Source organism: Sulfuricurvum sp., assembly GCF_030691015.1.
In the GTDB taxonomy this organism is placed as follows: Bacteria; Campylobacterota; Campylobacteria; order Campylobacterales; family Sulfurimonadaceae; genus Sulfuricurvum.
The window spans coordinates 213,973-240,970 of the sequence record NZ_JAUYFF010000002.1 but is presented as its reverse complement, the minus strand read 5'-3'; the positions used below and the strand labels follow the sequence as shown (position 1 = coordinate 240,970).

At 44.9% G+C, this 26,998-nt stretch carries 31 protein-coding genes; 15 read left to right on the top strand and 16 right to left on the bottom strand.

Going from position 1 to position 26,998, the window contains the following annotated elements; all coding sequences use genetic code 11:
• The first annotated feature begins 104 nt into the window (after positions 1–104).
• Together aas and Q8O20_RS04865 are read left to right on the top strand one after the other, a co-directional pair.
• Complete coding sequence (gene aas, locus Q8O20_RS04870) at positions 105–2,234, top strand: bifunctional acyl-ACP--phospholipid O-acyltransferase/long-chain-fatty-acid--ACP ligase (RefSeq protein ID WP_305530228.1); 2,130 nt, start codon at positions 105–107, stop codon at positions 2,232–2,234.
• Positions 2,231–3,496, top strand: coding sequence for an MFS transporter (locus Q8O20_RS04865; protein WP_305530227.1), 1,266 nt, complete (start codon positions 2,231–2,233; stop codon positions 3,494–3,496). Before aas ends, Q8O20_RS04865 begins: the two co-directional genes overlap by 4 nt.
• 3 nt (positions 3,497–3,499) lie before the next feature.
• Here Q8O20_RS04865 and argB read toward each other — a convergent pair whose 3' ends face one another.
• From argB to Q8O20_RS04840, 5 genes are read right to left on the bottom strand one after another with little or no spacing between them, the layout of a single operon-like run.
• Entirely contained in the window at positions 3,500–4,351 is an 852-nt protein-coding gene (gene argB, locus Q8O20_RS04860; protein ID WP_295014632.1) for an acetylglutamate kinase, read from the bottom strand.
• Entirely contained in the window at positions 4,335–5,252 is a 918-nt protein-coding gene (locus Q8O20_RS04855) for a tetraacyldisaccharide 4'-kinase (protein WP_305530226.1), read from the bottom strand. The genes argB and Q8O20_RS04855 overlap by 17 nt, the downstream gene beginning before the upstream one ends.
• Positions 5,249–6,367 carry a DegT/DnrJ/EryC1/StrS aminotransferase family protein gene (locus tag Q8O20_RS04850; RefSeq protein ID WP_305530225.1) on the bottom strand — a complete coding sequence of 373 codons (1,119 nt, stop codon included), beginning with the start codon at positions 6,365–6,367 and terminating at the stop codon, positions 5,249–5,251. Before Q8O20_RS04850 ends, Q8O20_RS04855 begins: the two co-directional genes overlap by 4 nt.
• A gap of 14 nt (positions 6,368–6,381) precedes the next feature.
• Positions 6,382–7,182, bottom strand: coding sequence for an NAD+ synthase (locus tag Q8O20_RS04845; RefSeq protein WP_305530224.1), 801 nt, complete (start codon positions 7,180–7,182; stop codon positions 6,382–6,384).
• Between the two features lie 60 nt (positions 7,183–7,242).
• Positions 7,243–8,055 carry a ferritin-like domain-containing protein gene (locus Q8O20_RS04840; protein WP_305530223.1) on the bottom strand — a complete coding sequence of 271 codons (813 nt, stop codon included), beginning with the start codon at positions 8,053–8,055 and terminating at the stop codon, positions 7,243–7,245.
• Positions 8,056–8,084: 29 nt separating this feature from the next.
• Between Q8O20_RS04840 and Q8O20_RS04835 the strand changes: the two genes are divergently transcribed.
• Entirely contained in the window at positions 8,085–8,348 is a 264-nt protein-coding gene (locus Q8O20_RS04835) for a GIY-YIG nuclease family protein (RefSeq protein ID WP_305530222.1), read from the top strand.
• Positions 8,333–9,097, top strand: coding sequence for a transglutaminase domain-containing protein (locus Q8O20_RS04830; protein WP_305530221.1), 765 nt, complete (start codon positions 8,333–8,335; stop codon positions 9,095–9,097). Before Q8O20_RS04835 ends, Q8O20_RS04830 begins: the two co-directional genes overlap by 16 nt.
• A 29-nt stretch (positions 9,098–9,126) precedes the next feature.
• On the opposite strand, the gene Q8O20_RS04825 is transcribed toward Q8O20_RS04830, so the two are convergent.
• Positions 9,127–10,083 (bottom strand): DUF2971 domain-containing protein, encoded by a 957-nt coding sequence (locus Q8O20_RS04825; protein WP_305530220.1) that lies wholly within the window; start codon positions 10,081–10,083, stop codon positions 9,127–9,129.
• Positions 10,084–10,197: 114 nt separating this feature from the next.
• Between Q8O20_RS04825 and Q8O20_RS04820 the strand changes: the two genes are divergently transcribed.
• Entirely contained in the window at positions 10,198–10,791 is a 594-nt protein-coding gene (locus Q8O20_RS04820; protein ID WP_305530219.1) for an MBL fold metallo-hydrolase, read from the top strand.
• Here Q8O20_RS04820 and Q8O20_RS04815 read toward each other — a convergent pair.
• On the bottom strand, positions 10,788–11,261 hold the full coding sequence (locus Q8O20_RS04815) for a PaaI family thioesterase (protein WP_304743239.1): 474 nt from the start codon (positions 11,259–11,261) through the stop codon (positions 10,788–10,790). The genes Q8O20_RS04820 and Q8O20_RS04815 overlap by 4 nt on opposite strands.
• A 2-nt stretch (positions 11,262–11,263) precedes the next feature.
• Positions 11,264–12,157 carry a tRNA 5-methoxyuridine(34)/uridine 5-oxyacetic acid(34) synthase CmoB gene (gene cmoB, locus Q8O20_RS04810; protein ID WP_305530218.1) on the bottom strand — a complete coding sequence of 298 codons (894 nt, stop codon included), beginning with the start codon at positions 12,155–12,157 and terminating at the stop codon, positions 11,264–11,266.
• Positions 12,158–12,212: 55 nt separating this feature from the next.
• On the opposite strand from cmoB, the gene Q8O20_RS04805 reads away from it, so the two are divergent.
• Positions 12,213–13,097, top strand: coding sequence for a cation diffusion facilitator family transporter (locus tag Q8O20_RS04805; protein ID WP_304743235.1), 885 nt, complete (start codon positions 12,213–12,215; stop codon positions 13,095–13,097).
• A 32-nt stretch (positions 13,098–13,129) separates the two neighbouring features.
• On the opposite strand, the gene rny is transcribed toward Q8O20_RS04805, so the two are convergent.
• Positions 13,130–14,698, bottom strand: coding sequence for a ribonuclease Y (gene rny / locus Q8O20_RS04800; protein WP_305530217.1), 1,569 nt, complete (start codon positions 14,696–14,698; stop codon positions 13,130–13,132).
• On the bottom strand, positions 14,604–15,248 hold the full coding sequence (locus Q8O20_RS04795; protein ID WP_305530216.1) for a 5-formyltetrahydrofolate cyclo-ligase: 645 nt from the start codon (positions 15,246–15,248) through the stop codon (positions 14,604–14,606). The genes rny and Q8O20_RS04795 overlap by 95 nt, the downstream gene beginning before the upstream one ends.
• A 55-nt stretch (positions 15,249–15,303) precedes the next feature.
• Between Q8O20_RS04795 and Q8O20_RS04790 the strand changes: the two genes are divergently transcribed.
• The 5 genes from Q8O20_RS04790 to Q8O20_RS04770 are packed head-to-tail and all read left to right on the top strand — an operon-like array spanning position 15,304 to position 19,086.
• Complete coding sequence (locus Q8O20_RS04790) at positions 15,304–15,855, top strand: TlpA disulfide reductase family protein (protein WP_305530215.1); 552 nt, start codon at positions 15,304–15,306, stop codon at positions 15,853–15,855.
• A 2-nt stretch (positions 15,856–15,857) separates the two neighbouring features.
• Entirely contained in the window at positions 15,858–16,745 is an 888-nt protein-coding gene (ftsY, locus tag Q8O20_RS04785; protein ID WP_305530214.1) for a signal recognition particle-docking protein FtsY, read from the top strand.
• Complete coding sequence (radA, locus tag Q8O20_RS04780) at positions 16,745–18,097, top strand: DNA repair protein RadA (RefSeq protein ID WP_305530213.1); 1,353 nt, start codon at positions 16,745–16,747, stop codon at positions 18,095–18,097. The genes ftsY and radA overlap by 1 nt, the downstream gene beginning before the upstream one ends.
• Before the next feature lie 45 nt (positions 18,098–18,142).
• Complete coding sequence (locus Q8O20_RS04775) at positions 18,143–18,415, top strand: hypothetical protein (RefSeq protein ID WP_304743222.1); 273 nt, start codon at positions 18,143–18,145, stop codon at positions 18,413–18,415.
• Positions 18,406–19,086 carry a carbonic anhydrase gene (locus Q8O20_RS04770; protein WP_305530212.1) on the top strand — a complete coding sequence of 227 codons (681 nt, stop codon included), beginning with the start codon at positions 18,406–18,408 and terminating at the stop codon, positions 19,084–19,086. Before Q8O20_RS04775 ends, Q8O20_RS04770 begins: the two co-directional genes overlap by 10 nt.
• Before the next feature lie 15 nt (positions 19,087–19,101).
• Here the strand turns inward: Q8O20_RS04770 and Q8O20_RS04765 are convergent, their stop codons facing one another.
• Positions 19,102–19,896: an ABC transporter permease gene (locus Q8O20_RS04765; RefSeq protein ID WP_304743218.1), complete on the bottom strand. Its 795-nt coding sequence runs from the start codon at positions 19,894–19,896 to the stop codon at positions 19,102–19,104.
• Between the two features lie 114 nt (positions 19,897–20,010).
• On the opposite strand from Q8O20_RS04765, the gene fliL reads away from it, so the two are divergent.
• Genes fliL through Q8O20_RS04750 form a run of 3 tightly spaced genes read left to right on the top strand, consistent with a single transcriptional unit; the run spans position 20,011 to position 21,254 of the window.
• The gene (gene fliL / locus Q8O20_RS04760; RefSeq protein WP_305530211.1) at positions 20,011–20,589 is read left to right on the top strand and encodes a flagellar basal body-associated protein FliL; all 579 of its coding nucleotides are present in this window, start codon (positions 20,011–20,013) and stop codon (positions 20,587–20,589) included.
• A complete protein-coding gene (acpS, locus tag Q8O20_RS04755; protein ID WP_305530210.1) occupies positions 20,586–20,942 on the top strand; it encodes a holo-ACP synthase in 357 nt (118 codons plus the stop codon). Before fliL ends, acpS begins: the two co-directional genes overlap by 4 nt.
• Positions 20,943–20,954: 12 nt before the next feature.
• Complete coding sequence (locus Q8O20_RS04750) at positions 20,955–21,254, top strand: hypothetical protein (RefSeq protein ID WP_305530209.1); 300 nt, start codon at positions 20,955–20,957, stop codon at positions 21,252–21,254.
• Between the two features lies 1 nt (position 21,255).
• Here Q8O20_RS04750 and thiS read toward each other — a convergent pair whose 3' ends face one another.
• Genes thiS through Q8O20_RS04725 form a run of 5 tightly spaced genes read right to left on the bottom strand, consistent with a single transcriptional unit; the run spans position 21,256 to position 25,884 of the window.
• Entirely contained in the window at positions 21,256–21,456 is a 201-nt protein-coding gene (thiS, locus tag Q8O20_RS04745; RefSeq protein ID WP_305530208.1) for a sulfur carrier protein ThiS, read from the bottom strand.
• Positions 21,457–21,464: 8 nt separating this feature from the next.
• Entirely contained in the window at positions 21,465–21,977 is a 513-nt protein-coding gene (locus Q8O20_RS04740) for an ankyrin repeat domain-containing protein (RefSeq protein ID WP_305530207.1), read from the bottom strand.
• Between the two features lie 3 nt (positions 21,978–21,980).
• Positions 21,981–22,970: an SAM-dependent methyltransferase gene (locus tag Q8O20_RS04735; protein ID WP_305530206.1), complete on the bottom strand. Its 990-nt coding sequence runs from the start codon at positions 22,968–22,970 to the stop codon at positions 21,981–21,983.
• 8 nt (positions 22,971–22,978) lie between these two features.
• On the bottom strand, positions 22,979–24,154 hold the full coding sequence (locus Q8O20_RS04730) for an aspartate aminotransferase family protein (RefSeq protein ID WP_304743203.1): 1,176 nt from the start codon (positions 24,152–24,154) through the stop codon (positions 22,979–22,981).
• On the bottom strand, positions 24,151–25,884 hold the full coding sequence (locus Q8O20_RS04725; RefSeq protein WP_305530205.1) for a molybdopterin-dependent oxidoreductase: 1,734 nt from the start codon (positions 25,882–25,884) through the stop codon (positions 24,151–24,153). The genes Q8O20_RS04730 and Q8O20_RS04725 overlap by 4 nt, the downstream gene beginning before the upstream one ends.
• A gap of 146 nt (positions 25,885–26,030) precedes the next feature.
• On the opposite strand from Q8O20_RS04725, the gene Q8O20_RS04720 reads away from it, so the two are divergent.
• Positions 26,031–26,993 carry a chemotaxis protein gene (locus tag Q8O20_RS04720; protein WP_304743199.1) on the top strand — a complete coding sequence of 321 codons (963 nt, stop codon included), beginning with the start codon at positions 26,031–26,033 and terminating at the stop codon, positions 26,991–26,993.
• The last annotated feature ends 5 nt before the right edge of the window (positions 26,994–26,998 follow it).

Genomic DNA, 26,998 nt, shown 5'->3' with positions numbered 1-26,998 from the left:
ATAAAATTTTCGTGATTATAGCAAAGAGGCTATCACGTAACCCTTAGAAGCTTCAGAACATTTTGAGTAAAATGCAGCAATTGTCCATTATCAAGGAAAAACGAATGATTAAAGCGATTTTATATGTAATCATCCGAGTGCTGTTTCGGGTAAAAGTGGTCGGTGAGTTTCAGCGCGAAGAGAACCACACCGTGATCATCGCCAACCATCAATCGTTTTTGGACGGGTTGATTTTGGGGTTATTTCTCCCGATATCTCCCGTATTCGTCGTCAATACCGCAATCGCCAAACGTCCATTGGTACGGCTATTTCTCTCTCTGGGTGAGTACCTTGCCGTCGATCCCTCCAATCCGATGGCGATCAAACAGATTATCCGTCTCGTCGAGAGTGGACGACCTGTGGTGATCTTCCCTGAGGGGCGGATCACTACGACGGGGAGTTTAATGAAGATCTATGAGGGTTCGGCATTTGTCACCCTCAAAACCGAAGCAACCATCCACCCCGTGATTATCGAGGGGGCGACGTTCAGTACCCTATCGCGTATGGGAAGCGACCATCCGACCCGGTGGTTTCCCCGTATTACCCTCACCTACTGTACCCCGACACGGCTAGTCATCAGCGAGGGGGGGAGTGCTCACGAGAGACGTACCAAGTCGGGTGAAGCGATGCGAACACTCTTGCAAAAATGTCTTTTTGAATCACGCCGTCCGAACGATCTCTACGGGGCATTTCTCGATGCGATATCCATCTATGGAAGTTCTCGCGAAATTATCGAAGATACGAAACAGATCGAATACACTTATGGTCAGCTCCTTACGATGACGCTTGGGATGGGACGGTTGATCTCACGTCACAGCATGGCAGGTGAGGCGATCGGAGTGTTGATGCCGACCGCTGTTCCGACTTTGGCTCTGATTTTAGGACTTAGTGCGTTTGGGCGAACTCCTGCGATGCTCAACTTTACTGCCGGAGTAGATGGATTACAAAGCGCGTGTGAGGGAGCCGTGATCAATACGATCATCACCTCCAAAGCGTTTGTGGAACAAGCCAAACTCGAAGCGAAACTGGGTGCATTGAAAAACGTCCGTCTCCTCTACCTCGAAGATCTAAAAGAGGAGATGGGGTTAATGGATAAGCTCTGGTTGATGGGGTATGCCCGCTATTTCCCCAACCGTGTACGGGTCAAATCCGATCCTAAGACACCGTGCATCATCCTCTTTACCTCAGGCTCTGAGGGGAAACCCAAAGGGGTAGTCCTCTCGCACGAGGCGATTTTGGCGAATATCGCCCAAATACGCGCCATCGTTGATTTCTCAACCGAGGATAAGGTGCTTAACGCGTTGCCGATTTTTCACTCATTCGGACTGACCGCAGGGACACTGTTGCCGATTTTGGGCGGGATACGCCTCTTTTTGTATCCGTCACCTCTACATTACCGCGTTATCCCTGAGATAGCATACGATCGATCGTGCACTATTTTGTTCGGAACCAGTACCTTTTTGAACCATTATGGCTTACACGCCCATCCGTACGACTTTTACCGTCTTCGCTACGTCGTTTCAGGAGCTGAAAAACTCTCTGCGAGCGTCAAAGAGCTATGGTTTGAAAAATTCGGAATACGGATTTTCGAAGGATACGGGGCTACCGAAACGGCTCCCGTCATCGCCGTCAATACCCCTATGGCATATCGAAGCGGCACCGTAGGGCAGATTTTACCGGGGATCGAAGCGAAACTCATAAGTGTTCCGGGGATCGATGCGGGGGGAATTCTGCACGTCAAAGGTGCCAATGTCATGAGCGGTTATTTACGTGCTGAGCATCCCGGATTTTTGGAAAAACCAACCTCTGAGGCGGGAGAGGGATGGTACGATACGGGGGATATCGTCACGATCGATCATGAGGGATTTATCCGCATCGCGGGACGGGTAAAACGGTTCGCTAAAATCGCGGGGGAGATGATCTCGCTCGAATCGGTCGAGAAACTCGCCCTCACTGCTTCACCTGCATACGTTCATGCTGCATCATCACAAAGTGATGAAGCCAGAGGGGAAGCACTCGTCATCTTTACAACCGATAAAGAGCTTAAACGCGATCTCCTCCAACACGCTGCACGCACAGGGGGCTACCCTGAAATCGCCGTTCCTAAAAAAATCCTCTATATCGATACCATCCCAGTATTGGGAACAGGTAAAACCGATTATGTCACCCTCAAATCAATGGCGGAAGACGCATGAGCAGTCCGATCTACCTCCTCAAAACCCGCCGTTTTGCCCCCCTCTTTGGGACTCAGTTTTTAGGGGCGTTTAACGACAACCTTTTTAAAAATACCCTTGCGGTCATCCTCACCTTCCAAGCCGCTGAGTGGACGAGCCTCTCCTCTGCACTCCTTGCCCCACTGATCGGCGCGATATTTATCCTCCCGTTTTTCCTCTTTTCGGGGTTGGCGGGGGAGTTGGCCGATAAATACGATAAAGCACGACTATCTCGTATCGTCAAAGTGTGGGAGATTTTTTTGATGGTAATCGCTACGGTGGGGTTTGCGACCCATTCGTTTACGACACTCCTCATCGTCGTATTCGGTATGGGGATGCACTCGACACTGTTTGGCCCCATCAAATACTCGATCATCCCTCAACACATGGGGGAAAACGAGCTAATCAGCGCCAACGCTCTCGTCGAATCGGGGACATTTGCCGCGATCTTGCTGGGGACATTGATGGGGGGGATAGTATCGGGAATCCCCAACGGCGGAGTAATCGCCGGAATAGCCGCAATCGGGGTCGCACTTATCGGGTACATTTTTAGCCGCTATATCCCCTCTGCCCCGTCCCTCTCGCCGCAGATGCCGTTTTCATTGAATCTTTTTGCTCAAACATTCAATACCCTTCGCTTAGCCTACCAAAATAGGATCGTATTTCTCGCTATCCTTGCCATCTCGTGGTTTTGGCTTTATGGGGCGCTGCTGCTCTCCCAGTTCCCTTCGTTCGTTCAAACGGTATTGATGGGGGATGAAACGACGGTGACGATCCTGTTGAGTCTTTTTACCGTCGGGATCGGTGCGGGTTCCATCCTTTGTGAACGGCTTAGTCATCACTCCATACGTCCCTCGCTTGTCGTTATCGGAGCAATCGGGATGGGACTATCGGGGATCGATTTTGCCCTCACCGCACAATATTTCACTGCGGTAGGAGAGATTAACGCCAACCCGCAATTTTTCCATATCCTCTTTGATTTAACGCTCATCGGGGTGTTCGGCGGACTTTACAGCGTTCCCCTTTATGCCCTGATGCAAAGACGAAGCGAAGCGCACTCACGCTCCCGTATTATCGCCGCCAACAATATCCTCAATGCCCTCTTTATGGTCTCAGGAGCGGTTGTGACGATGATACTTTTGGAGGGTGGATGGGATATCCCCGATATTTTACTTATGATAGCGATAGCCACTTTATTCGTTGCCGGAGTAATAATTGTGAAGTTAAAACAAAAAAAGGGTTAAAGACTACAGAGTAATCTGTGTCCCAACGCCTTCAGAGGTGAAGAGTTCGAGCAAGATCGCGTGTTCGATCCGTCCGTCGATGATGTGGGCTTTTTGAACTCCTGCATCGACTGCTTCGAGACATGAATCGACTTTAGGAACCATACCGCCGCTAATCGTACCGTCGGCTTTGAGCGCTTCGACCTGAGCTTCGGTGAGGGTTGAGAAAAGCTCTTTATCTTTGTTGAGCACTCCCGAAGTATCCGTCATAAAGATCACTTTGCATGCACCGATAGCCGCCGCGATAGCCGATGCGGCAAGGTCGGCGTTGATATTGTATCCCGGATGACCCACGATAGGATCACACCCGATAGGGGCGATGACGGGGATGAAACCCTCTTGCAAAAGATTATGGATGACCGAGCCGTTCACACTCTCAACCCGCCCCGTAAGACCGAACTTCGCTTCGTCTTTGGGCTTGGCTCGCAAGAAATGGGCATCTTTGCCGCTGATACCGATAGCTTTGGCTCCGTAGGAGTTGAGCAATGACGTGATCTCTTTGTTGATCTCGCCGCTGAGTACCATCTCGACGATCCGCATCACTTCTGGGGTACTGACCCGCTCACCGTCAATAAACTCGGTCGGAATTTTCAGATCACTAAGGAGCTGAGAGATACGGCTGCCGCCGCCATGTACGATCACCACTTTCACCCCGACAAGGTGAAGCAATACGATATCCTGAGCAAATTTAGCTTTGAGTTCATCAGAGGTTTGAGCCGACCCGCCGTATTTAATGACAACGATCTCATCACGAAACTCTTTGATGAACGGCATCGCGTCCATCAAGGTTTTGACGGTATCAATTTTTCGCTGCATTTACATAATCCTTCACAGTAGTTATTAACGTCTCATCCAACGTTATGGAGAGCTCCAAAACGGAAAGGTTGAGTTTTTTATAAGACGACATTTTAACCAAGTCTTTGGAAGTTACCAAGAGACTTGTCGCTCCCGTACGCTCTACGATCATTTCAAGCTCCCCTTGGGTAAAGAAATGGTGATCTTCAAAATAAATTTTCTCTATTACCTCAGGCAAATAGGGATCAAGCCGCTCAGGGCGTGCAATCGCCGTTACCAATACCATTTTTTCGGTTGGTTTTTTTATGCTGACAGAACGTTGAAAAGCTACTTTTTCCATCAAAACAATCGTATCTTTCCCACTCCACAGCTGTTCTCGATACGCACCGGAAGGGAGGCAAAAAGGGTTTGGAGTAGGCACCGCGATTAGTAGATCGAGCTTTTCGATAGAGTGTTTCCCGTACCCGTCATCGAGCAATACCACTTCACATCCCATAGCTTTCGCCTCTGCGATACCCCGCTCTCTGATCTCACTGACAATTACCGTAGCACTGGGAAGAGTCTCTGCATAGAGCATCGCTTCATCGCCGCTTCGAATCACATCGCACAATATCGTTGATTTGTCTTTGACGACAACCATTCCGCTACTTTGTCGTCCGTATCCGCGCAATACAATCGCCGGTTTTTCAAAATGTTTAGCCAATTCGATAACGACGGGAGTTTTACCGCTCCCTCCCACGGTGAGATTACCGATACTGACAATCGGTATTCCAAGCGATTTCGGAACACTTCGTCGATAGCGAATATATGCCAGTAAACAGTAGATCCAACTGAGCGGTAAAAGCAGTAAAGAGAGGATTTTTTGGATCAGCGAGGGGTTGTACAGATACCGTTCACCCCATAAGACCCAAAAACGTTTCAAACGCGTGTAGAAGCTACATCCAAAATTGCGTCACAGATCTCTTCGACCTGATCATCACTGAGTGCCGCGTAATTCGGGATCGAAAGTACCTGTTGATAGTTGCGCAGCGCTACCGGGAAATCATTGACACGCAATGAATATTTCGATTTATAATAACTGAGTAGATGAAGCGGTATGTAATGCAACCCGCACTCGATCCCACGAGCTGAGAGCTCTCGTGCAAAGGAGTCACGGTTTTTGTCTACCTTGATGATATACAACGAATAAGGGTGTTCATCATTTGCAAGTGGAAGTCTGATATGGGGAGCATCCGCCAAACGCTCATTAAAGAGTTCAGCAATTGAGCGCTGACGTTCGATATTCTCATCTTGTTTCTCAAGCTGAATCAATATGGTAGCCGCATCAAGAGGACTCATCATATATTGGCTTCCGATATCGACGACATCATAGATGTAGCCCAATCCTTCATCTTCGATTACCATCGCGTGATTGCGAAGTGAGCGCGCGCGCTCCATAATATCTTCATCATCACACACCAACATCCCGCCGTTACAAACGTTGCGACGTAAATGGGGGCTGAAATCAAAACAGGTGATATCGGCACCGGTAGAGCCGATTTTTTGCCCTTTGTAGGTTGCACCTAAAGCATCCGAAGCATCTTCAACGATTTTAACATCGTATTGTTTTGCCATCGCATACAAGCGATCCAACTCGACACTTTGACCTGCGATATGAGAGACAATAACCGCTTTGAGTTTTTTGGATTTGTTTTCAGCCAAGTAAGCTTCGAGTTTATCCAAATCGATCGTAAACGTATCAGGATTGATATCGATAAAAATCGGTTCCGCATCAAAATGGCGAACAACTTCAGGGACGGAAGGGTAGGCATTGATGGAACAAAGAACTTTATCGCCCCGTTTCAAATCAATCGCCAACATTGCCAAATGAAGTGCTGCCGTACCGTGCGACGTTGCTAGAGCATACGTTGCTCCGACATACGATTCAAATGCCGCTTCTAAATCTTCGACAATATTCGGTGCTTCCCCGTCGAACACTTCGTCAATCTTCTCACGTTCATCTCCGCCGACTTCGACACGGTAAAATGGAATACTCATATTCTCTTCCTTTTTTATAGGGTAATATCTCTGGGATAATTAAAATCATGGTTGAGCGTCCGTGACGTCAATTTTGCGATTACCGGCATACGCCGTTTAAACTGATTCTTGTAAATTCTTTTCACTATCATATCGACTAATTGAGGGTTTTCTCCATCCGAAATCATCTCTTCAACGCTATGACGCTCTTCAACATAGTGCTTTAAGACACGATCAAGCTGTGCATACGGATAGCCGATTTCTTCCTCATCACTCTGCCCTGCCCACAAATCTGCCGAAGGGGGTTTGTCGATAATCGTCTCAGGAACCCCTAAATAGCGAGCCAACTCGAACACTTCTGTTTTATACAGATCGCCGATCGGATTCAGAGCACTTGCCAAATCTCCATACAGCGTTCCGTATCCGAGCATCAGTTCACTCTTGTTGCTGGTACCCAATACCAAAGCCCTTTCGCGTGCAGAAATATCAAATAATGTTACCATTCGTAACCGAGCAGAGAGGTTGCCGATCCGCAGCGGTGACATATCGGTGGATTCATACGCACGAAGCATCGGTTCTATACTGTGTGTTTCGGATCGTAGTCCAAACACGTTGCATAGTTCTTCCGCATCATCGAGTGAGTTTTGGGATGAATAGTGTGAGGGCATTTTGATACAGAGGAGATCATCACCGAACGCACGATGCGCTAACACCGCTACGACCGCAGAATCGATCCCTCCGCTCAGACCCACAACCACTTTACGTAGACCTGTTTTACGGACTTCCTGACTCAGAAATTCACTCAAATATCGGCTGATCAGCTCGTATTTACCCACCACTTAACCTTATTTTGGTATTAACTATTTGTATTATAACTAATTCTATAATCAAAGAAGTCAACATTCGGTTAACGAAATGCGTGCCAATTCATCCTTGTCAAATCCGGCCTTTATTCTCGCGGCACAGTTGATATCTATTTTACGGGGAAAGCTGTTGGGATAGTGCTTTTCAATAATCTCGAAATAGCTGGAAGTGCCTTTCCCCTCGCACTGACAAGCATATTCAAACCACACATCCCCTTTACGGACATGATCGATCTCTTCGTCTAAAATTACATGCAGCGCCGCAATAATCTTTTGTATCATCGAATCAGACGCATGAGGCTGTAATTTACGTAAAATAAGGGGAGTCGCATCCAATCCGTTGGCTTCGAGATAGCGTGGTACTACCGCCATCCGCTCATGTAAATCCAATGTACGCATGGATGCTTCAAACAGTGCATCATGCACAGGATACTCACCGTAATAACTTCCCAGTTCTTTGAGTAATGATTCAATCATCTCGAAATGGCGCACCTCATCGTCCGCCACAACGAGCCAATCCATCTCAAATTTTTCGCCACAATCACGGAAACGGTACACTGCATCGAGAGCCAAATCAATGGCACTGTATTCGATATGGGCAATCGCGTGGAGAAGGAGAATTTGTCCATGAGGGGTATTAAGTTTCGTCCGTCGGGGAACCTCTTTGGGATCGATGATCGTACAATGTTCGAGGTAAGAGGGGTAGCTAAAAACAGTGGGTTCAGCTGCGCTATCGCGTGTAACATCGCCGCAACGATAGGCATCGTAAAACTCTCGAAAGAGGTCTATTTTTTCACGTGGAGCAGAGGTGGTTAAAAGGGTTTCTAAAGTGCTATAGAGTTCCATAAAAGCCATTATATCGTATACTCTCAATTATGAAATCATCCGAAAAAGCCTACACCCTCTATATCCTCAAATGCAGTGACGATACCTACTATACGGGGATTGCCGTCGATTTAGAAAAACGGCTGAATGATCACAACACATCGGAGAAGGGAGCCAAATATACCCGCTACCGCCGTCCTGTTACCCTGATGTACAGCGAAATGTGCCCCGATAAAAGCAGTGCACTCAAACGGGAACTCGCTATCAAACGGATGAAACGCTCACAGAAAGAGGCATTATGGATCTGTGGATAAAAATTGTACTCCTTCTCCTCATAGCGGCATTGGTTTACCGCGAAATCCTCAAATCAGCAGCACAGCATCATGAACGCCCTGTCCAAAAAGTAAAAGCAAGTTTTATGAGCCTTGTAATGGTAGGTACTTTGGTAGGAGCTTTCACGTACCTAGGGATGTCAATGACGTGGATCGAAACACGTGATTTACGTCCCATTATCCCTAAAAACTCCCCTCAGATGGTGAGTTTGTTTGACCGTGGTGTCATTGAGCTGGAGGGGATGGTGATCAAAACCAATCTTGCCGAAAAAGGGGAACTCTCCACCCTCGCCAATGAACTGAGCAAAGGTTGCAACAACGATCAAGGATGTGAAGTTCAAAAAATGTTTGACTATGTCACTAATATCCCTTATAAAACTGACTATACCAGCCGTAATGCCAAAAAAGTGGTAGAGAGTAACTGGGGTGATTGTGATGATAAATCCAACCTCTTCGCCTCATTATTGAACGAAAAAGGGTACGAGTATCGCTTTGTCTATGTGCCTCATCATGTTTTTGTCGTTGTCCACCTAAGTGATACCGACGACCTCCCCTTTCTAAGTGCCAAACTTAACATAGAGGGAAAAAACTTCTACTATGCCGAAACTACTTCTGAGGGGGCTAAAATCGGTGAATTCAACGGCCAGTTTCCCCATTCGTTTGAAGGGATATACGATATGAAAAGAAATAAACCCGAAGAACTGAAAAATGCCAAATTTTCGATTGTATAATTAACATTTAAATTCAATTTCTTCATACTTTATCCAAAAATACTCTCAATTTCTTCTTTACTAATAAAATAATTTAGTGTGGGGGTACTATCTAATTTATTGTCATAACTTAAAAAAAATACAGGGTTTTCTTTTGTGCCTTTCGATGTACTCAATCCAACATAAGTGACGTTTTCACACATTGGCTCCTGTTCTAAAATAATAATTGCCTTCTTTAGTAAATCTTCATAAGGTTTTGTCTCTTCAAACAATTCGGGAATGAACTTATTTGTTTTATTAAAATAAATAGAATCGTCTTTATACAAATCTTCTATTTCATTACGTTCTAATTCATATAAATCATTTTTGTGATTCATTTTGTAATATTTAATTCCTCTTCCTTTTAGTATTTTCATGATTAGTTTAATAGTATTGTCGGGTGTTCTATATCCAAAATAAATTGATTTAACAGATCGATTATAAAAATGGTATAAGCCACTTACGCCTGTTACGATTCTAAACTCTTCTTCATGTTTCCATGAAATGCTTTTGGTAGCTAAAAGTTTTTTTGTCACAAAATGATCGTGTTGAATATCTTCCAAACTGATGATTGGAAGATATTCTTTGTATTCTACGTCACTAAAAAACTCATCATTCAGTTGAAACTGCTTTAAAATATCTAAATCATATTCGATGCAAAAACCTTGATGTGAATTTGAATAATATGCCCATAAAAGTTCATTATCATAATTTTTACTCAAAGAATAAATACCAAACTTCTTGGCTTCGATTATAAAAGTATTCAAGATGCTTTGAAACGACTCATCTTGTACAAGAGGAGACATCTTTTTTACCAATGAATCAAATAAATTAATTTGTGCTTCATTGATTTGAATTTTAGCTTCTTGTATGTCATTTAATGATTCTAGACTCGCTGAATAAAACTGGTTATTCATTAATGCTTCAATATCCCTAACTGAACCACTTCGATACTTATAAACGTTCAAAATTATTTTCCTCCACAATCACTAACTCATCTTCATTTTTAAAATAAAGCTATTATAGCAAAGGACAATCCCTTCCTCCATTTATGCTACAATCCCACTAAAAAAGAACACATTATGGAAATCTTAAAGCGCCCGATGGGCGACTATCAAACCAACTGTTATATTGTTAAAATCGACGACAAAGAGATCATCATCGATCCGGGGATGGGGGCGACTGAGTGGGTTATGGCAAATGTAAAGAATCCCGCAGCGATCCTCAATACCCACGGCCATTTCGACCATGTCTGGAGTAACAGTGAACTCCAAAAGAAACTGAATATCCCCCTCTACACTCCCAAAGGGGATGTGATGCTGCTCTTAAACAGCACATGGATGCCGGGACTTCCCCCATCAACTCCCGATATCGAAGTAGACGGTGACCAAACATTCGACATCAGCGATATCGAAGTAAAATTTCACCATTTTCCCGGCCATTGCCCCGGCTGTTCCATGATTGAGATCGGTGATGTAATGTTTAGCGGGGATTTTTTATTCAAAAACTCAATCGGGCGGGTTGATTTCCCCTACTCGGATCCAGAAGCGATGAAAGAGAGCTTGAAGAAGTTTTCACAGATGAGGGAGGATAAAACGCTTTACCCAGGACATGGGGAAGCAACAAGCGTCTATGCGGAACAGCAGCATGTCGCGTATTGGATTCGCTCGATTTAAGTGTCGATATTTTTCAAAAGGTCTAGACGGAGAACATGACGCTCCGTAACGACCGTTTTAAACTCCCCTTCAAACACTTTAATCTCATGAACGAAGCCGCGAACCGTGACGTTACGCTTTCGACCCTCTTTTTGATGTTCGGTCGCTTCAAACGTAACACTGTCTCCGACTCTCACAGGCGCTAAAAAGAGGCAGTTACATGAGGCTAAGACGACATTGGGTTCATTCACGGCTACCATAGCGGCGAAATCAGCTGCACTGAAAATAAATCCGCCATGTACCAGCCCCACGTCATCGGCACGCATAACTTCTGTCGTATCCAAAACTACTTTTGCGTACCCGCTTTCCAACTTAATAATCTCTCCGCTGTAAACGGTATTGATTCTCTCATGCGTATTCAGTGCCGTTTGCGGACTGATCGCTACTTGAATCATCTCATTCATAATATCTGTCGCTTGCTCTTTAGCCAAAATTACCCTCTTTTAATCCGTATGTATCCCCGCTTGGGTGCAGGGTAGCCCTCTATTGTTTTACTACTATCGGCAGGATCGAGAAAATCTTCAAGGCTTTGCGATTCGATCCAATCGGTTTTACGCTGTTCATCCGATGTCGTGAGTACCGTACCCAACACTTCAACGGAGGTAAATCCGGCACGAATACACCAGTTTTCAAGAGCTTTAAGGGTCGGAACAAAATAGACGTTGGTGATTTTTGAATAACTCCCGCTCGGGCAAAGGGCATACGGCTCGTCTCCGTCAATGATAAACGTATCGAGATAAATCTCTCCCCCCTCTGCCAAACCTTGAGCAAGAGCTTTGAGCATTGCAACCGGATCGCTTCGGTGATAGAGTACACCCAGACAAAAGATAACGTCAAATTTTTCTTCATAATAGGGCAGATGCTCCACTCCGAGGAGTTCATAGACAATATCACTTTTGACGTAGTGGTTGATGAGATCAAACTGCGATTGAAAGAGGGCTGAGGGGTCAAATCCAACCACTTTGGCGGGTGCATCTTCGAGAAAACGGAACATATAATAGCCGTTGTTGCACCCGATATCGGCTACTTTTTTACCCGCTAGATTAAAATGGGGACGGAGAAAATTGTATTTAAGGTCTGAGCGCCATTCGGTATCGATAAAAAGACCGAACAGATCAAACGGCCCTTTTCGCCATGGCATCATAAGGCGGGCAACACGTTCAAGTTCTGCGATATCTACCGTCTCTTTGGTCGTTACTTTTACAGTATTGCCGAGTTCGACAGTAGATTCAATCTTCGGAAGCTTCTGTAACGCTTCACGCAGCGGAGCGATATTTTTCCATGTCATCCATTTTGAGCGCTCTTGCCGAACCGTATTTAAATCCATCGTGACTCCTCACATTTGTCCTGAAATTTTATCCGTTTTTGGCTAAAATGCCCCCATGCGAATAGAAAAAAAAGCCACCCTTATTTCCACTATTGTCGCCTTTTTGTTGGTGACATTTAAACTCACTGTCGGCATTATCAGCGGTTCCGTTGCTGTATTAGCCTCTGCTATCGATTCATTACTCGATATGGTCGTATCACTCTTTAACTATTTCGCTCTTCATAATTCCGACAAAGAACCGGATGAGCATTTCAACTTCGGCCGCCGTAAACTTGAGCCTCTCGCCGCCGTCATAGAGGGGACGATTATAAGTCTCTCAGCCCTCTTTATCCTCTATACCGCCATCTCAAAAATGGTTCAGGGGAGTGTCATAGAGCATTTGGATATCTCCATCGGGGTAATGGTAGCATCCCTGCTCATCACGGCAGGGTTGGTCTTCTTTCTTAATAATGTTGCCAAAAAAACAGGTAACATGGTTATACAAGCCGATGCACTCCATTACAAAACCGATTTGCTCAGTAATGGAGCGGTTTTAGTCTCGCTCGTCTTTATCTCTTTTACCGAATACACGTTTATCGATCCGCTACTCGGGATCGGAATCAGTATTTATATGATTTATTCTGCTTTTCCTCTCATCAAAGAAGGGATTCTTATGCTCCTTGATGCGGCACTCGATCAAGAGAGTGTGACCAAAATCACAAAACTTTTAAACTCTCAACTCGATATCAGTAGCTATCATGATTTGCGTACCCGCCAATCAGGAAGCGAAATTTATCTGAGTGTTCATGTCGTCTTTAGCATCAGTACTTCTTTGTATGATGCCCATTTGGTAGGAGATCGAATCGAGCTTGGTCTGAAAAATCTTTTCCCTGACAACAATGTTTACGCCCTTATCCATCTCGATCCGTATGATGATTCTGACGTGGATCATACAGATTAAAGAATTCTTTGCCTCAAAGTGAGACAAAGAGGTTAACGTGCGTATTCGATAACTCTGCTTTCGCGAATAACGCTCACTTTGATTTCACCCGGAAACTGCACTTTTTGAGAAATTTCATCGGCAATCTCACGGGCGATCAATACCGTTTCATCATCATTGACACTCATCGCACTGACAATAACCCTTACTTCACGACCCGCATTAATCGCATAGGCTTGTTTAACCCCCGCTTTTTGGGTTGCGATCTCTTCGATCTCACTTACTCGGCGTAAAAAGCTCTCCAATACTTCCCGCCGCGCACCCGGACGGGCGGCAGAGAGGGTATCGGCCGCACACACCGCCGCACACTCGATACTTTTAATATCTTCGTGACCGTGATGGGCATAGATAGCATTAAGAACCACCGGGTCTTCGCTATAGCGTCGGCATAGCTCAGCACCGATATCGACGTGATTGCCGCCGTTATCTTGCGTCAATGTTTTACCGATATCGTGCAATAGTCCCGCACGCCTTGCAAGTTTGGTATCTCCCCCCATCTCAGCTGCCATAATCCCTGCTAAATGAGCGACCTCTAATGTATGAGCAAGTGCATTTTGCCCGTAACTGGAGCGGTATTTGAGTCTTCCGATAAGTTTCATCAGCTCAGGATGGATACCTTGCAGTCCCAACTCGAAAACGACCTCTTCCCCTTCACGGGTTGTCGCTTCTTCAAATTCATCGCATACTTTTTGGTACACTTCTTCAATCCGTGCGGGCTGAATACGGCCGTCTTGAATCAAAAGTTCTATCGTTTTCACAGCAATTGCACGGCGATAAAGATTAAAACTGCTGACGATAATCGCGTTCGGTGTCTCATCGATGATGATATCGACTCCGCTCACCATTTCAAGGGTTTTGATATTACGCCCCTCTTTACCGATGATACGCCCTTTGAGTTCATCATCATCGAGCTGAATAACACTGATCAGTCGCTCTGCCGCATACTCTCCGGCAAACCGTGACGTTGCCTGTGCCAAAATATAGTTGGCTTTACGTTTAAGCTGCTCTTTGGATTGCTCTTCCATTTCACGCATTTGACGCGCCAGTTCCAAACGCTCACTGTCGCGCATTTGGTCTAATAAAATTGCTTTTGCTTCGTGTGCCGATAACCCGGAACGCTGCTCTACAATCGCCCTTAACTGTTCACTTTTTTGGCGGTAGTCTTCTTTTAATTTCTCTAAAGCACGTTCATTGCGTTCTAAATTAAGCCGTCTGTTTTCGATCGTATTCCGCTCATGGGCAATCTTTTCTTCTTCACTGTGTCGAAGAGTTTCAAACTCACGTTCAGCACGTTCCATCTTTTCTTCACGAAAAGAGAAATCTTTTTTGACTTGCTCAGACGTCTCATCGTACCGCTTTTGAGCCTCTTTTTCGATCTCACGCGATCGTAGTGAAGCACGCTCTAAAATCAGGTGTGCTTCATTTTCAATCGCTTTGGATTTTGCTTTCGCCTGCTCTAAATAGAGATCAAAATGTGAGGCGGTAATCTTTTTTGAAATTAAAAATCCGACTAACCCGCTGATGAGGGCAACTGCGCCCCCTACGAGTAGTTCGTTTAACATTGGTTTTCCTCATGCCCTGAGCCCCGTATGGGGTAATGAGCAGGTCTCCTTGCACGTCGTAATCATCACATACATTTTGCGTCGTTTGACACGCGCATGATTGAATAAAAATCGTAAACGGTTTCGTTTTCAGGGTCGGAAAAAATCGATCATACATCCCTTTACCGAAACCTACTCGGCGCAGTGACCCGTCTACCCCTACTACAGGGACAATAGCTACATCTATTAAATTATATTTTCTATACGAATTCCGCGGCTCATAAATCCCAAAAGCTTTACATTCCAACGGGTGCCTAAATGGTACCATTTTGAAACTGACGCCATCCATAAACGGCAAAAATACCTTTTTGTCCCGCCGTAGCGATTGAATTGTTTTACGAATATCGGCTTCAAAACCGATCGGCCAATAGAGCAGTATCCGTTTTCCATCCAAAGCTTTTATGACCTGTTGTAATTGTTTGTTAACGGTTGCGTCACGAACCTTTTTAGTGCTAGGGGAGAGAGACTTGAGCCGATTTAAACAATGAGCTCTAAAATCACTTTTGGACACTTTTTACCTTTGCTTCGTTATAATCTTCATTATTTTATCTAAAAAAAGGTTTTGTATGCGTTTTTCAACCCTCCTAATCCCTTTACTCTCATTAACCCTTCTTTTTCAAGGATGCAGCGAAGAGTCCGAAAATGAAGCCATGGTTTCAACTGCTAACTTTACCCTCATGGATACCCAAGGCAAAAGCTATAGTGTTGAAAAAAAAGGAACCAATTTCACCCTTGATGCGGGAGATGATAAAGTTGTCCTTTTCGATATCTTCGCTACATGGTGTCCTCCGTGTCAAGCAGAAGTGATGCACCTCGGAAATTTACAGAAAAAATACGGAGACGACCTCATCATTATGGGAGTCACTATCGAAGAGGATAAAAGCAACGCCGAACTCGAAGCTTTTCGTGAAAAGTTCAAAGGGGGAGATTACCTCATTGCTAATAAAGCCGACAATCAGGCATTAGCCCGTTCCATTGCTTCAACCATCGGTGTGGGGCAGCAGTTCCCTATTCCCCTTATGGTCCTTTATCATAACGGAGAATACGTCACCCACTACGCCGGAGCAACCCAAGAAGAGATTATCGATCGTGACATCGCTCTGGCATTAGGAAAATAAGTATGTTTTCATTCATCAAAAAAGGGCTTCAAAAAACCGTTGAAGCGATTAGTGCGATTATTCCTGAGAAAAAAGCAACTATCAGCAAAGATGAGCTCGAAAATATTCTCCTCGAAGCCGATGTCGAATACGATCTGGTCGAAATCATCCTCAGAGAACTGTACCAAAACGACATAACCCGCGATCAGCTTCGATCCAAACTCCTCGCAACGCTGAGTTTTGCCCAAAACACCCTCCCTGATAATCCTAATAAACCGACAGTGAGTCTTATCATCGGTGTTAACGGTGCAGGAAAAACGACCACCATCGCCAAACTGGCACAACACCATCTGAACAACGGTGAGAGGGTTATCCTCGGTGCGGGCGATACCTTCCGTGCCGCCGCTATTGAACAGCTCACCCGCTGGGCGGACAAACTCGAAATTCCTATCGTCTCTTCCCGCCAAGGGCATGATCCCAGCGCCGTCGCTTACGACACCATCGAATCGGCTAAAGCACGCGGGTTTGAACAGGTCATAATCGACACGGCAGGACGGCTCCATACCCAAACCAATCTCGGAAATGAGCTGAAAAAAATAGTCCGTATCTGCGATAAAGCCCACACAGGCTCACCGCACCGTAAAATTCTCATCCTTGACGGAACGCAGGGCTCTTCGGCAATTGCCCAAGCCAAAGCGTTTAACGAGATGGTAGGGGTGGATGGAATCATCATAACCAAACTCGACGGTACGGCCAAAGGGGGATCGGTATTCTCTATCGCCTATGCCCTATCGCTTCCGATCCTCTACATCGGTGTCGGGGAACAGCCAGAGCATTTGATACCGTTTAACAAATATGAATTTGTGGACGGTATTTTGGATGCGATTTTTGGGGAAGAATCCAGCAAATAATGGCCAAGAAAAAAAACGTCCTCTTCGAATGTCAAAACTGCGGATTCACCACCCCGAAGTGGATGGGAAAATGTACCAACTGCGGCGGATGGGATAGCTTTGTCGAATTGAGCGAACAGCAGCAGGAGGTGATTAAGCTCACCTCTACTTCCTCCCCATCAGGCAATGTCAAGGCAAAAGAGATCACCCAGATCGTCGAGGAAAATACCGAGCGATTCACGAGCGATGATGCCGAACTCGATATGGTGCTAGGCGGCGGTGTCGTCCCCGGCTCACTCGTCCTCATCGGCGGAAGTCCGGGGGTGGGGAAATCGACCCTGCTTCTGAAAATCGGCTCAAATCTCGCAAAACAGCGCCGCAATGTCCTCTACGTATCAGGTGAAGAGAGCGAAGGGCAGATCAAACTCCGCGCCAACCGTCTGGGAGCCAATGTCGATAACCTCTACCTTCTCGCCGAAATACGGTTGGAGCAGGTACTCGCTGAACTCCATGAACGCGCTTACGAGTGTATTATCATCGACTCGATTCAAACTCTCTACTCCGAAACCATTGCCTCTGCCCCCGGATCGGTGACACAAGTACGACAGATCACCTTTGATCTGATGCGAATCGCCAAAGAGCGCCGTATCGCCATCTTTATCATCGGACATATCACCAAAGAGGGTTCCATCGCGGGACCGCGTGTATTGGAACACATGGTAGACGTTGTCCTCTATTTCGAAGGGGACAGTTCTCATGAACTCCGTATTTTAAGAGGGTTTAAAAACCGTTTCGGCCCTACGAGCGAAATCGGTGTCTTTGAGATGCGGCATGACGGTCTCGTATCGGCAAAAGATCTCTCGTCGCGCTTTTTCAACCGTACGAAGTCCCAAAGCGGTTCTGCCCTTACGGTAATTATGGAGGGTTCACGACCTATCGTCCTTGAAGTACAAGCCCTAGTCAGCGATACCCACGCCCCTAATCCAAAACGTCAGGCAACGGGATTTGAAAACAACCGTCTCAATATGCTCCTTGCCCTACTAGAGCGCAAACTCGAAATCCCTCTGAACAGTTACGATGTCTTCATTAACATTACGGGGGGTATCAAGATCACCGAAACCTCCGCCGATTTGGCGATTCTCGCCGCTATTATCAGCAGTTTTCGAAACCGTGCCATCTCCAAGGAGACCGTGTTTATCGGTGAGGTCTCCCTAGTCGGGGATATTCGAGAAGTCTATCAACTCGACCAGCGGCTCAAAGAGGCGGCCTCTCAGCAAATCACCAAAGCGCTGATTCCAAAAAAACCGATCGAAAAAACAACCATAAAATGTTACGAAATTGACGAAGTAAGTAAACTATTGGAATGGTTTTAACCTAAATTTTCGTATAATAAACGAATCATATACCAAGGATATTTTATGCCAGTATGTTCTATTGTTGCCGATCACAAATCTGAAGAGCGATACACTAAACTCTCACTTGCCTATTCAACGGAAGAAGAACACCAAATAATTGAAAAAGCCATCGCAGAGTGTACTCCTCTATGTTCCATCCAGCCTAATATTTACGGCGGTTCCGTCACAGAGGGAAAAAGAATGATCACCATCGAATACAATGATGATTGTGACCGAGAGGGTGGAAAAGTGTATGATGCTATTATTAAATATTTAGGGATTGAAGAGTGCCGTTAAGCAAAAATGCTGTGGATCTAAGCGTCCAACGTCTCAAAGAGTTTGCGGACGGCAATGAAACGTTTCAACAAACCTATTTTAAAAAACATGAAGCGCAATTGCTCAATCTCGTCAAAGAGGGACAAAATCCAAGAGCCCTTTTTATCGGATGTTCTGATTCCCGCGTCATTCCCGATCTCATTATCCAATCGAGTCCTGGGGATCTGTTTGTCGTTCGTAATGTCGGCAATTTCGTCGCTCCCTATAAACCCGATGAAGATTTTCACTCCACCGCTGCAGGGATAGAATATGCCGTATTGGTATTGGAAGTATCCGAAGTGATTATTTGCGGACACTCCCATTGCGGTGCTATCGAAGCACTTTACAAATCTTCATGCGATACCTCGATGATCCACACGGCAAAATGGCTTACCCTTGGGGAAAAGGCTAAGTCGATGGCGATGCTTGCATTAGGAGAGAACGCTCCGCGTGAAGAGCTGCTCCGTGCAACCGAACAACTCTCCATTGTAACTCAGATCGAAAATCTTCTCACCTACCCGTATGTAAAAAAATTGGTCGAAGAAGAGAAACTCTTTATCCACGGATGGTATTATGATATTGAAACAGGGGCTATCGAATACTACGATCCCGATACCTACCAATTTCGTCCGCTCAGCGAATTAGGGGATTAATTTTTCCCTTTGTCGTTACATATCTAAGTACAAAAATAGCGCTGAGAGAAAATAGTTAGTAATAAAAATTGCTACTGCCGAATAGACGACCGCATAAATCGTTGACTCCCCTACTCCGCGTGCTCCTCCGTTTGTGTGATATCCGATATAGGTTCCGATCGAACTGACAATAAATCCAAAAATTGCCGCTTTAATGATACCGGTCAAAATATCATCGAATTCACCTAGGCGCAGTAATGTCTCTTGATAGCTGATCGGATTAATCCCTAAAACACCTGTCGAAATAAAATACCCCGATCCTATAGCGATAAAATCGAACCAAATCACCAATAACGGCAGTGAAATCACCGTTGCAATAATGCGGGGAGTAATGAGATACTCTTTCGAATTAACCCCCAAAATATCAATTGCATCAATCTGTTCACTCACCCTCATCGTCCCAAGTTCAGCCGCCATTGCACTGATAGAACGTGAAATAAGCATCAATGACGCAAAAACAGGGCCAAGCTCTCGGCTAATAGAGAAAAATACGGTGTATCCTATAAAGTTTTCGGCACCGAATTGATGAAACCCGTTATAGAGTTGTATTGCCAAAACCATCCCCGTAAAGAGTGCGGTAAGGGTAACGACTCCCATACATCCCAATCCGATGACATCGATCTGTGCCAACACGATTTTATACCGCTTGATAGCAAGGGGGTAAAGTTTAAAAAGTTTTGCTTGGAATAAAATAAACAAGCCAAAGCGCTCAATCGTCATAAAAGCGTGGACAAAAGGGCGGCCTATATAGCCTAAAAGCGTCTCTACCATCAAGTTTTCCTTCTTTTCATCTGCTAAGTTTACCAAAATTTAGGTTAGGGAACGTGGCAAATTTCATAAGTTTCTCGCTACAATAAAGAATTAACTTTGACCCAGGAGCTATGGATGGCTGAAAAAGAGAAAGACGAACACGCAACAGAGGAAGAAGGAAAGAAAAAATCGAGCAATATGCTCTTGATTATTATCATTTCCGTATTAGTACTTATTTTAGTAATCGGAGGGGTCGTCGCCGCATTAATGATGGGTAATCATGATGCCGAAGCGGAAGCGGGACATGCGGCTAAAACAGAAGTTGCTGCAGATGCGCACGGCACTGAAGGGGAAGCAGCAAATGAGGCAACCGGAGGTGAAACCCATGTCGGAGGCGAAGCGATTACAGAAGTGGGACTTATGTTTCCACTCGATACCTTTACCGTCAATCTTTTAAGTGAAAGCGGCCGCCGTTATCTTAAATGTGAAATAAATCTCGAAATTGAAGGGGAAGAACTCTCTCCTGAACTTGAGACTAAAAAACCGATCTTCCGCGATATTATTATCCGAATTTTGAGTTCGAAATCACTTGAAGAGATCTCTACCATCAAAGGGAAAGAGAAACTGAAAGAACAAATCGTCAATGATTTGAATATGCGTCTCAAAGACGGTAAAGTCAAAAACGTCTACTTCACCGACTTCGTGGTGCAATGATCGGCATCGACCTTATCAAGCTTGATCGAATGAAACGCTTCTTGGAGCGTTTCGGCGATCGGGGACTTCATAAATTTTTATCTGGCAATGAAATTATCTTCGTTAAAAATTACCGCAATGCCGCAGGTTTCTGGGCAGCCAAAGAGGCATGTGCCAAAGCTCTCGGCTGCGGTATCGGAGCCGAATGCGGTTTCCACGATATTATCCTCTCTAAAACTCCCAAAGGTGCTCCGCTAATCGACCTTTCGCCTGAAGTATGTAAACGTTTCGGGATTACCGATCTCTCGGTATCCATCACTCATGACGGCGAGTATGCAATCGCCGTCGTAGCACTAGAAAAATCCTCAAAATAACCAAGGTCAACCATGCAATCTTCTGAACTTATCACTATCCAAAAATATGCGGCACGTCACCATATCAGTATTTTTAGCGTCATTAAAAAAACAATGAACGGGGAATTGCCGACCGTTGTTAAAGAAGAGAACGGCAAAGAGGTAACCTATATCGTTATGAATCCCTCAGCAGCTCAGCCGCAAAACGAAGTGCGTAGTGATGATACTGAAGAAATCGAAATCGATTATAAAAAAGAGTATGAAGCACTTCATAAAGAGTATCTAATCCTCAAAACAAAATACCAAAAGATGGTTGAAATGTTGGAAGGGTAATTCACCCTCCCCCGACGAAATCAAGCAGTTCTATCGTATCACCCTCTTTTAAAACCGCATTCCCCCACGCATCTTGTTTTACAATCTCCATATTAAGAGCTGAGGCCATTACACGCTCCTCTACCCCCAAAGAGCGGATAAGATCAAGCATTGTAGAGCCTTCATTCACGTCTCGTATTTCACCGTTTACTTTTACCTGCATAGTATCTCCTACATCGACATTTTAATAAGTTGTGCAATGGCAAAATTTTTCTTTGCCATTGCAAAATCGTACGGTGTTGCTCCGTCATTATTTTTCAGATTCGGATCGGCCTTCGCTTTCAGTAAAAAATCGACCACTTTCTCATTAGAGCTGAACGCTGCTTGATGCAACGGTGTAATCCCGTCGTTATTCGCGAGATTTATATCCGCACCATGCATCACGACAAAGCTCACAAGTTCCAAATCTTTTTTCTTAACCGCTAAAATAAGGGGGGTATTTCCCTGAAAGTCTTGTGCATTGATATCGGCACCGTTGTCGAGCAAAAGTTGTGCTATTTTTAAATCGCCCATTTTGATCGCGACATGCAATGCGCTCAATCCCGCTTTGTTTTGTTCGTCAACGTTTTTGTGGGTACGCAGATGATTTTTAATTTTTCCGATATCGCCTTCGAACGCTCCATCGTGTAAAACTCCGCCGAAGAGAACACTGGTTACGACACACGAAGTCATTAAAAAACGCATCTACTACTCCTTGACAAATCGAATCATCTTGAATCGCTCTCCCATGAGGGAGGGAGTAATCAAAATCTTCACTTTTTCGAGTTCTTGTGCATAAATCTCATCTCCGGCATGTTCTTTAAGTATTGCCAATAGATCTAAAATTCCCATCTCTACCAAGGCAACAAGCTGAGTAGCATACTGAGCACACATAATCCCCTGAGTTTCAAACGCCTCTTTAACGTGGGTGAAATTGACATCATAGGTGATATCGGTTTTTCCGAATGCTTCGAAACGGTTAAGCACTTCATCAAAAAGGGGAAACGTCTGATGCTCTTGATAGACACGAATCGAAAAATCGCTCCGTGCTTCCAACTCACCGTAGTCAAAACTCATAAATTCAAACCGTTTGGAACTCTCACTCATTGCGCTAGCAAACGATTCGTATCCTAGTGCGATCTCGCCGCGATCTTGCTTATATTTTTCAGCCAATGCCGTTATTTTAGAATCCTCAAGATCAAAAAGTATCTCATGGTTCAAGACGCGTCCTATTTTCCCTTTGTAAAAAAGTTCACAAGGAAATGCATCAAAAATTTCATTTGCAATAAAAAAAGTGGTCTCTTCATGAAGCTCAGATAAATTACTGTAGTGCTCTAACGTAACCGCATTGCCGAACGATTCGTCAAAATACGATTTTTGAGCAGTGCGAAGGTTCTCAAATCGCTCCACAATCCCAAATCGTAGAGTTTGCAATAACTGTGGACGAAGCGTATGAAGGAATTCGATAATATCCGCCAACAAATAGCCATGATGGGCACCAATTTCACAGATCAGCGAATCGGGACGCAAAAACCCCTCATCGAGACGTTTGATGATATGCTTCGCTATCGTTCCGCCGAAAAATTTCGAGGTACTCACCGCCGTATAAAAGTCACCGCTCTTACCGATCGGGCGATACGAGGCATAGTACCCCTCGGCTCCGTAGAGCCAATCGTTCATATAATTACTAAAACGCACGTGCTACCTTAGAGGGTTGCAATCGCTTTTTCAAGACGCACAAACCCCTCATCAATTTCACCCTTGGTAATCGTGAGCGGCGGAAGGAAACGGAGAGTATTACGCCCTGCTTTGAGGACGATCACCCCCGCTTCACGTGCAGCATTGATAATTTTACCCAAGGTATCCGCATCCACAACACGAAGTCCGCGCATCATCCCCAAACCGACGTGCTCTAAAAAAATCGCCGGATGGGCTTTTGCTAGCTTTGCCAACGACGTTTCAAAATAGAGAAGATGTTCATCCAACTCTCCGCTCTCTTTAATCTCTTCAAGGATATCAAGGACACTATTCGCTGCCGCCGTAGAGAGATAATTCCCCCCAAATGTCGATCCGTGATCGCCGGGGGCGAAAATATCTTTTTTGCTTGTCATTACGACACCGATAGGAACTCCTCCGCCGAGCCCTTTTGCCAAGGTAATGACATCAGGTTCAATCTCATAAAGGTTAGAGGCTAAAAACTCACCCGTGCGATAGATTCCCGTCTGTACTTCATCCACCATCAGCAAAACATCACGGGATTTGAGCATTGCGGCCAATGCTTGGACTTTAGCGCGATCTTGCGGCTGAACACCGCCTTCACCTTGTACCAGCTCGATCATAACCGCAATCGTATGCTCATCAATCAGCGATTCAATCTCGTCGATATTCTTGGCATACACAAACCCATCGGGGAAAGGGCCGAAATAGTTGTGCATCGATTCCTGACCCGTTGCTTTGAGAGCAGTAATGGTACGTCCGTGGAACGAATGATCCAACGTGATGATTTTATAGCGTTTAGGCATTCCGTCGCTCTCGCCGTACTTTCGAGCAATTTTAATCGCCCCCTCATTCGCTTCCGCTCCGCTGTTGCCGAAAAAACATTTCATATCGTAGCCGCTGAGTTGTACGATACGGCGTGCGCATTCGGCTTGAGGCTCGATGTAATAGAGGTTGGATACATGGATCACTTTGCTCACTTGATCGCATATCGCCTTGGTGAGGCGCTCATTGGCATGCCCTACACTGCACACGGCAATTCCCGCAGCAAAATCGATATATTCTTTTCCCTCGCTGTCAACTAAAACAGCGTTCTTCCCTGCCGTAAAACTGACATTTTGACGTCCGTAGGTAGGCAATATATATTTATCAAAATTTTTAGTCATTTTTTTGTTACCTTTATTTTATTTTCTTGATACACGGCACTCTCCCCCTCATAACTAAGGTGCGGAGGTGTCAATACATTCACATCCGCAGTACCTGAATAGATCAGCAGACAATCAACCCTTAAGCGCTCATCATGCTTAACTATCATAGTAACTTCTCCCGAGGGGGAGGAGAGTTGAACCCTCTCATCCGCTTCAAACCCTGCATCGGGATGGAAATAGACCCCATCAGGACGCTTAAACTGAGAATTTAGCCCTTTAGGGTACTTAGAGGTAATGAGATAAAACCCTTCACTCTTATCAATCTCCAAATCAACGGTGTCCAAAAATTCAAACTCGCCGTTTGCAAAACCCTCTTCATACGGAATCTCAGGAGAGTTTCGGCGATATCCGACACCCTCGCGAATATCCATTTGATTCCTGAAGCAATCTAAATAAAACAGTTCACTCTCTAACTCTATACCAAATGCTTCGCACAACTGACGAGTGAGATCGTATTCACTGATACCGATCTCACTTTCAACCATTTGAGCCATCTCTTGGAGAGTGTAATCACCGTACGAACTGCGAAAATCGTTTTTTTCCAAAAATGTTTTTGCCGGTATCACCAAATCAGCTTCTTGAGAGGTCTCATTCTCATACAATCCAAAATAGACACTCAAACCAGCCGAAGAAAATCCGCTTTTTACCCTGACAGAGTCAGGCATTTGAGCCAAAGGATTGGCACCTTGAATGAAAACACAATTATACTTCGAAAAATCAACAGTCGGCTTACTTACTCGATGAGACACTGACATGAACGGTATTCTCATACCGCTAAGAGAATTACCGAGATAACTCACTCCGCATCCCCTCTTTCCAAAAAGCCCCATAATAGCTCCGAATCCATCAATGCACCGGAGAATATCTGCACCGTCTCGGTATTTTTGAACACCGACACCGACGAAGATAATGCTTTTTTTCCCTTTCATTAGCTCTAATATAGCCCCGACTTCCCCTAGACTCACCTCTATGGCATCGAGCGTTGCTTTAATCCTTACCGTTTGAGTCAGTTCATAAAAATCGTTATATTCGCTTGCATGATTTTCTAAAAAATCGACATCGTGTACCCCTTCGATAATCGCGAATCGGCTTAAAAGTAATGCTAAGTGCAGATCACAATGGGGCTTGATTTGGATATGCAAATCAGCCTTTTGTGCTATCTCGGTCTTGATAGGGTCAATAACAATGATCGTCTTTCCCTCTAAATACGGCAAGAGGTGGGAGTGGGTCGTATGAGGATTACGTCCCCAGAAAACGATTACTTCACTCTCTTCTATCATCTGCGGCGGCACAACTTCATTCGCCCCTCGCCCTAGCAAAACACCTGCCTCACCGGCACCGTCACACAATGTACCTGACGTTCCGACCGCTTTAACAGAACCAAAAAAATGTTCGGGCGCACGCTGCATCAATCCGACATTGCCGCTCCCCCGATAGTACAGGATTTGATCACTCTTTGCGGTTTTCAATACCTCAATCAGTGTACCGATGGCTTTATCCATAGAGATTTCTTCACCTCGCAGCCTCGGAAGAAGTAATCGTTCTTGTTCTGTGAAATGATTGAGATGAGGACACAAATAACCTCGTGTTACAGGATGAGATTTATCACCCTTTAGCTTTCCATCCTCATTGACCACAACACGGCATGCGTCATAACAATCGAGGGGACAGGCTGTTGTTTTGTTCATTCTATCAACTTTATATTCATAAATAGTACATACACGAAAAAAATTTAACGTCTTTAGAGTATTTTACACTCCACACCCTTTAGGTTTTAGTAAAAAAAGCTGACGAATTGGATATCATTAAAGAATATAAATAATTTGAGGTCACTATGTCTCTTTTAGAACACGTCGACGCCGCAACCAACTTAGCCAAAAACAATGAAGTACAACTTTTAGTTTTTAAAATTGATATTGCTGAGGAATCTCCCTATTATGCTATAAATGTTTTTAAAACCCGCGAAGTCGTCGAAGCCAAACGCCATCATCTGACACAGATCCCAGGCGCGCATCCCCTTCTGGAGGGGACGATAGTTTTACGTGAACTTCAAATACCGATTTTGAATCTTCCAAAATGGCTCGGTATTGAGTTAGAAGATTCGAAAAAGAAAGCATCCAATCTACTCATTTGTGACTTTAACGGAATCATTATCGGTATCCGTATTATGTTCGCCTACCGTGTTATTAAAAAGAACTGGAACGAGATGCATTCCCCGGACAGTTACCGCCTTGGAGAAGACGGTCTCATCATTAATGACACACGACTCGATGACGGCAGCCTCTGTTTAATTCTTGATTATGAAAAGCTTTTAGCCGATGTCATTCCGCAAGCCATGGTTAATGTCGAAAATGCGACCAAGGCACTCCGAAACGTTACAATTCCCGATAAACTTAAAAACGGTGTCGTCCTCATCGCCGAAGACTCGAAAACAGCACAACGTCATCTACGACAAATTTTTGAACATGCCCATATCGGGTATCAAATGTTTAACAACGGAAAAGACTTGGTTGATTTTATTATGAGACATCCAAATCCTTCTTCCATCCCGGCAATCATCACGGACATCGAAATGCCGGAAATGTCAGGCTTTACCGTTATTCAACATCTCAAAGCTAAAGCCGAAACCAAAGCTATTCCCATTATTGTAAACAGTTCTATGACAGGTGAAAATAACAAGCGCGAAGCGGCTTCTTTAGGGGCTGACGGATTTATCGACAAAACAAAAAGTGAAAATATTTTAGCGCTTATTATTGAAAAAATGGGAGAGGTAAGTACAAAGCTTCTCCCTAGATAAGGGAG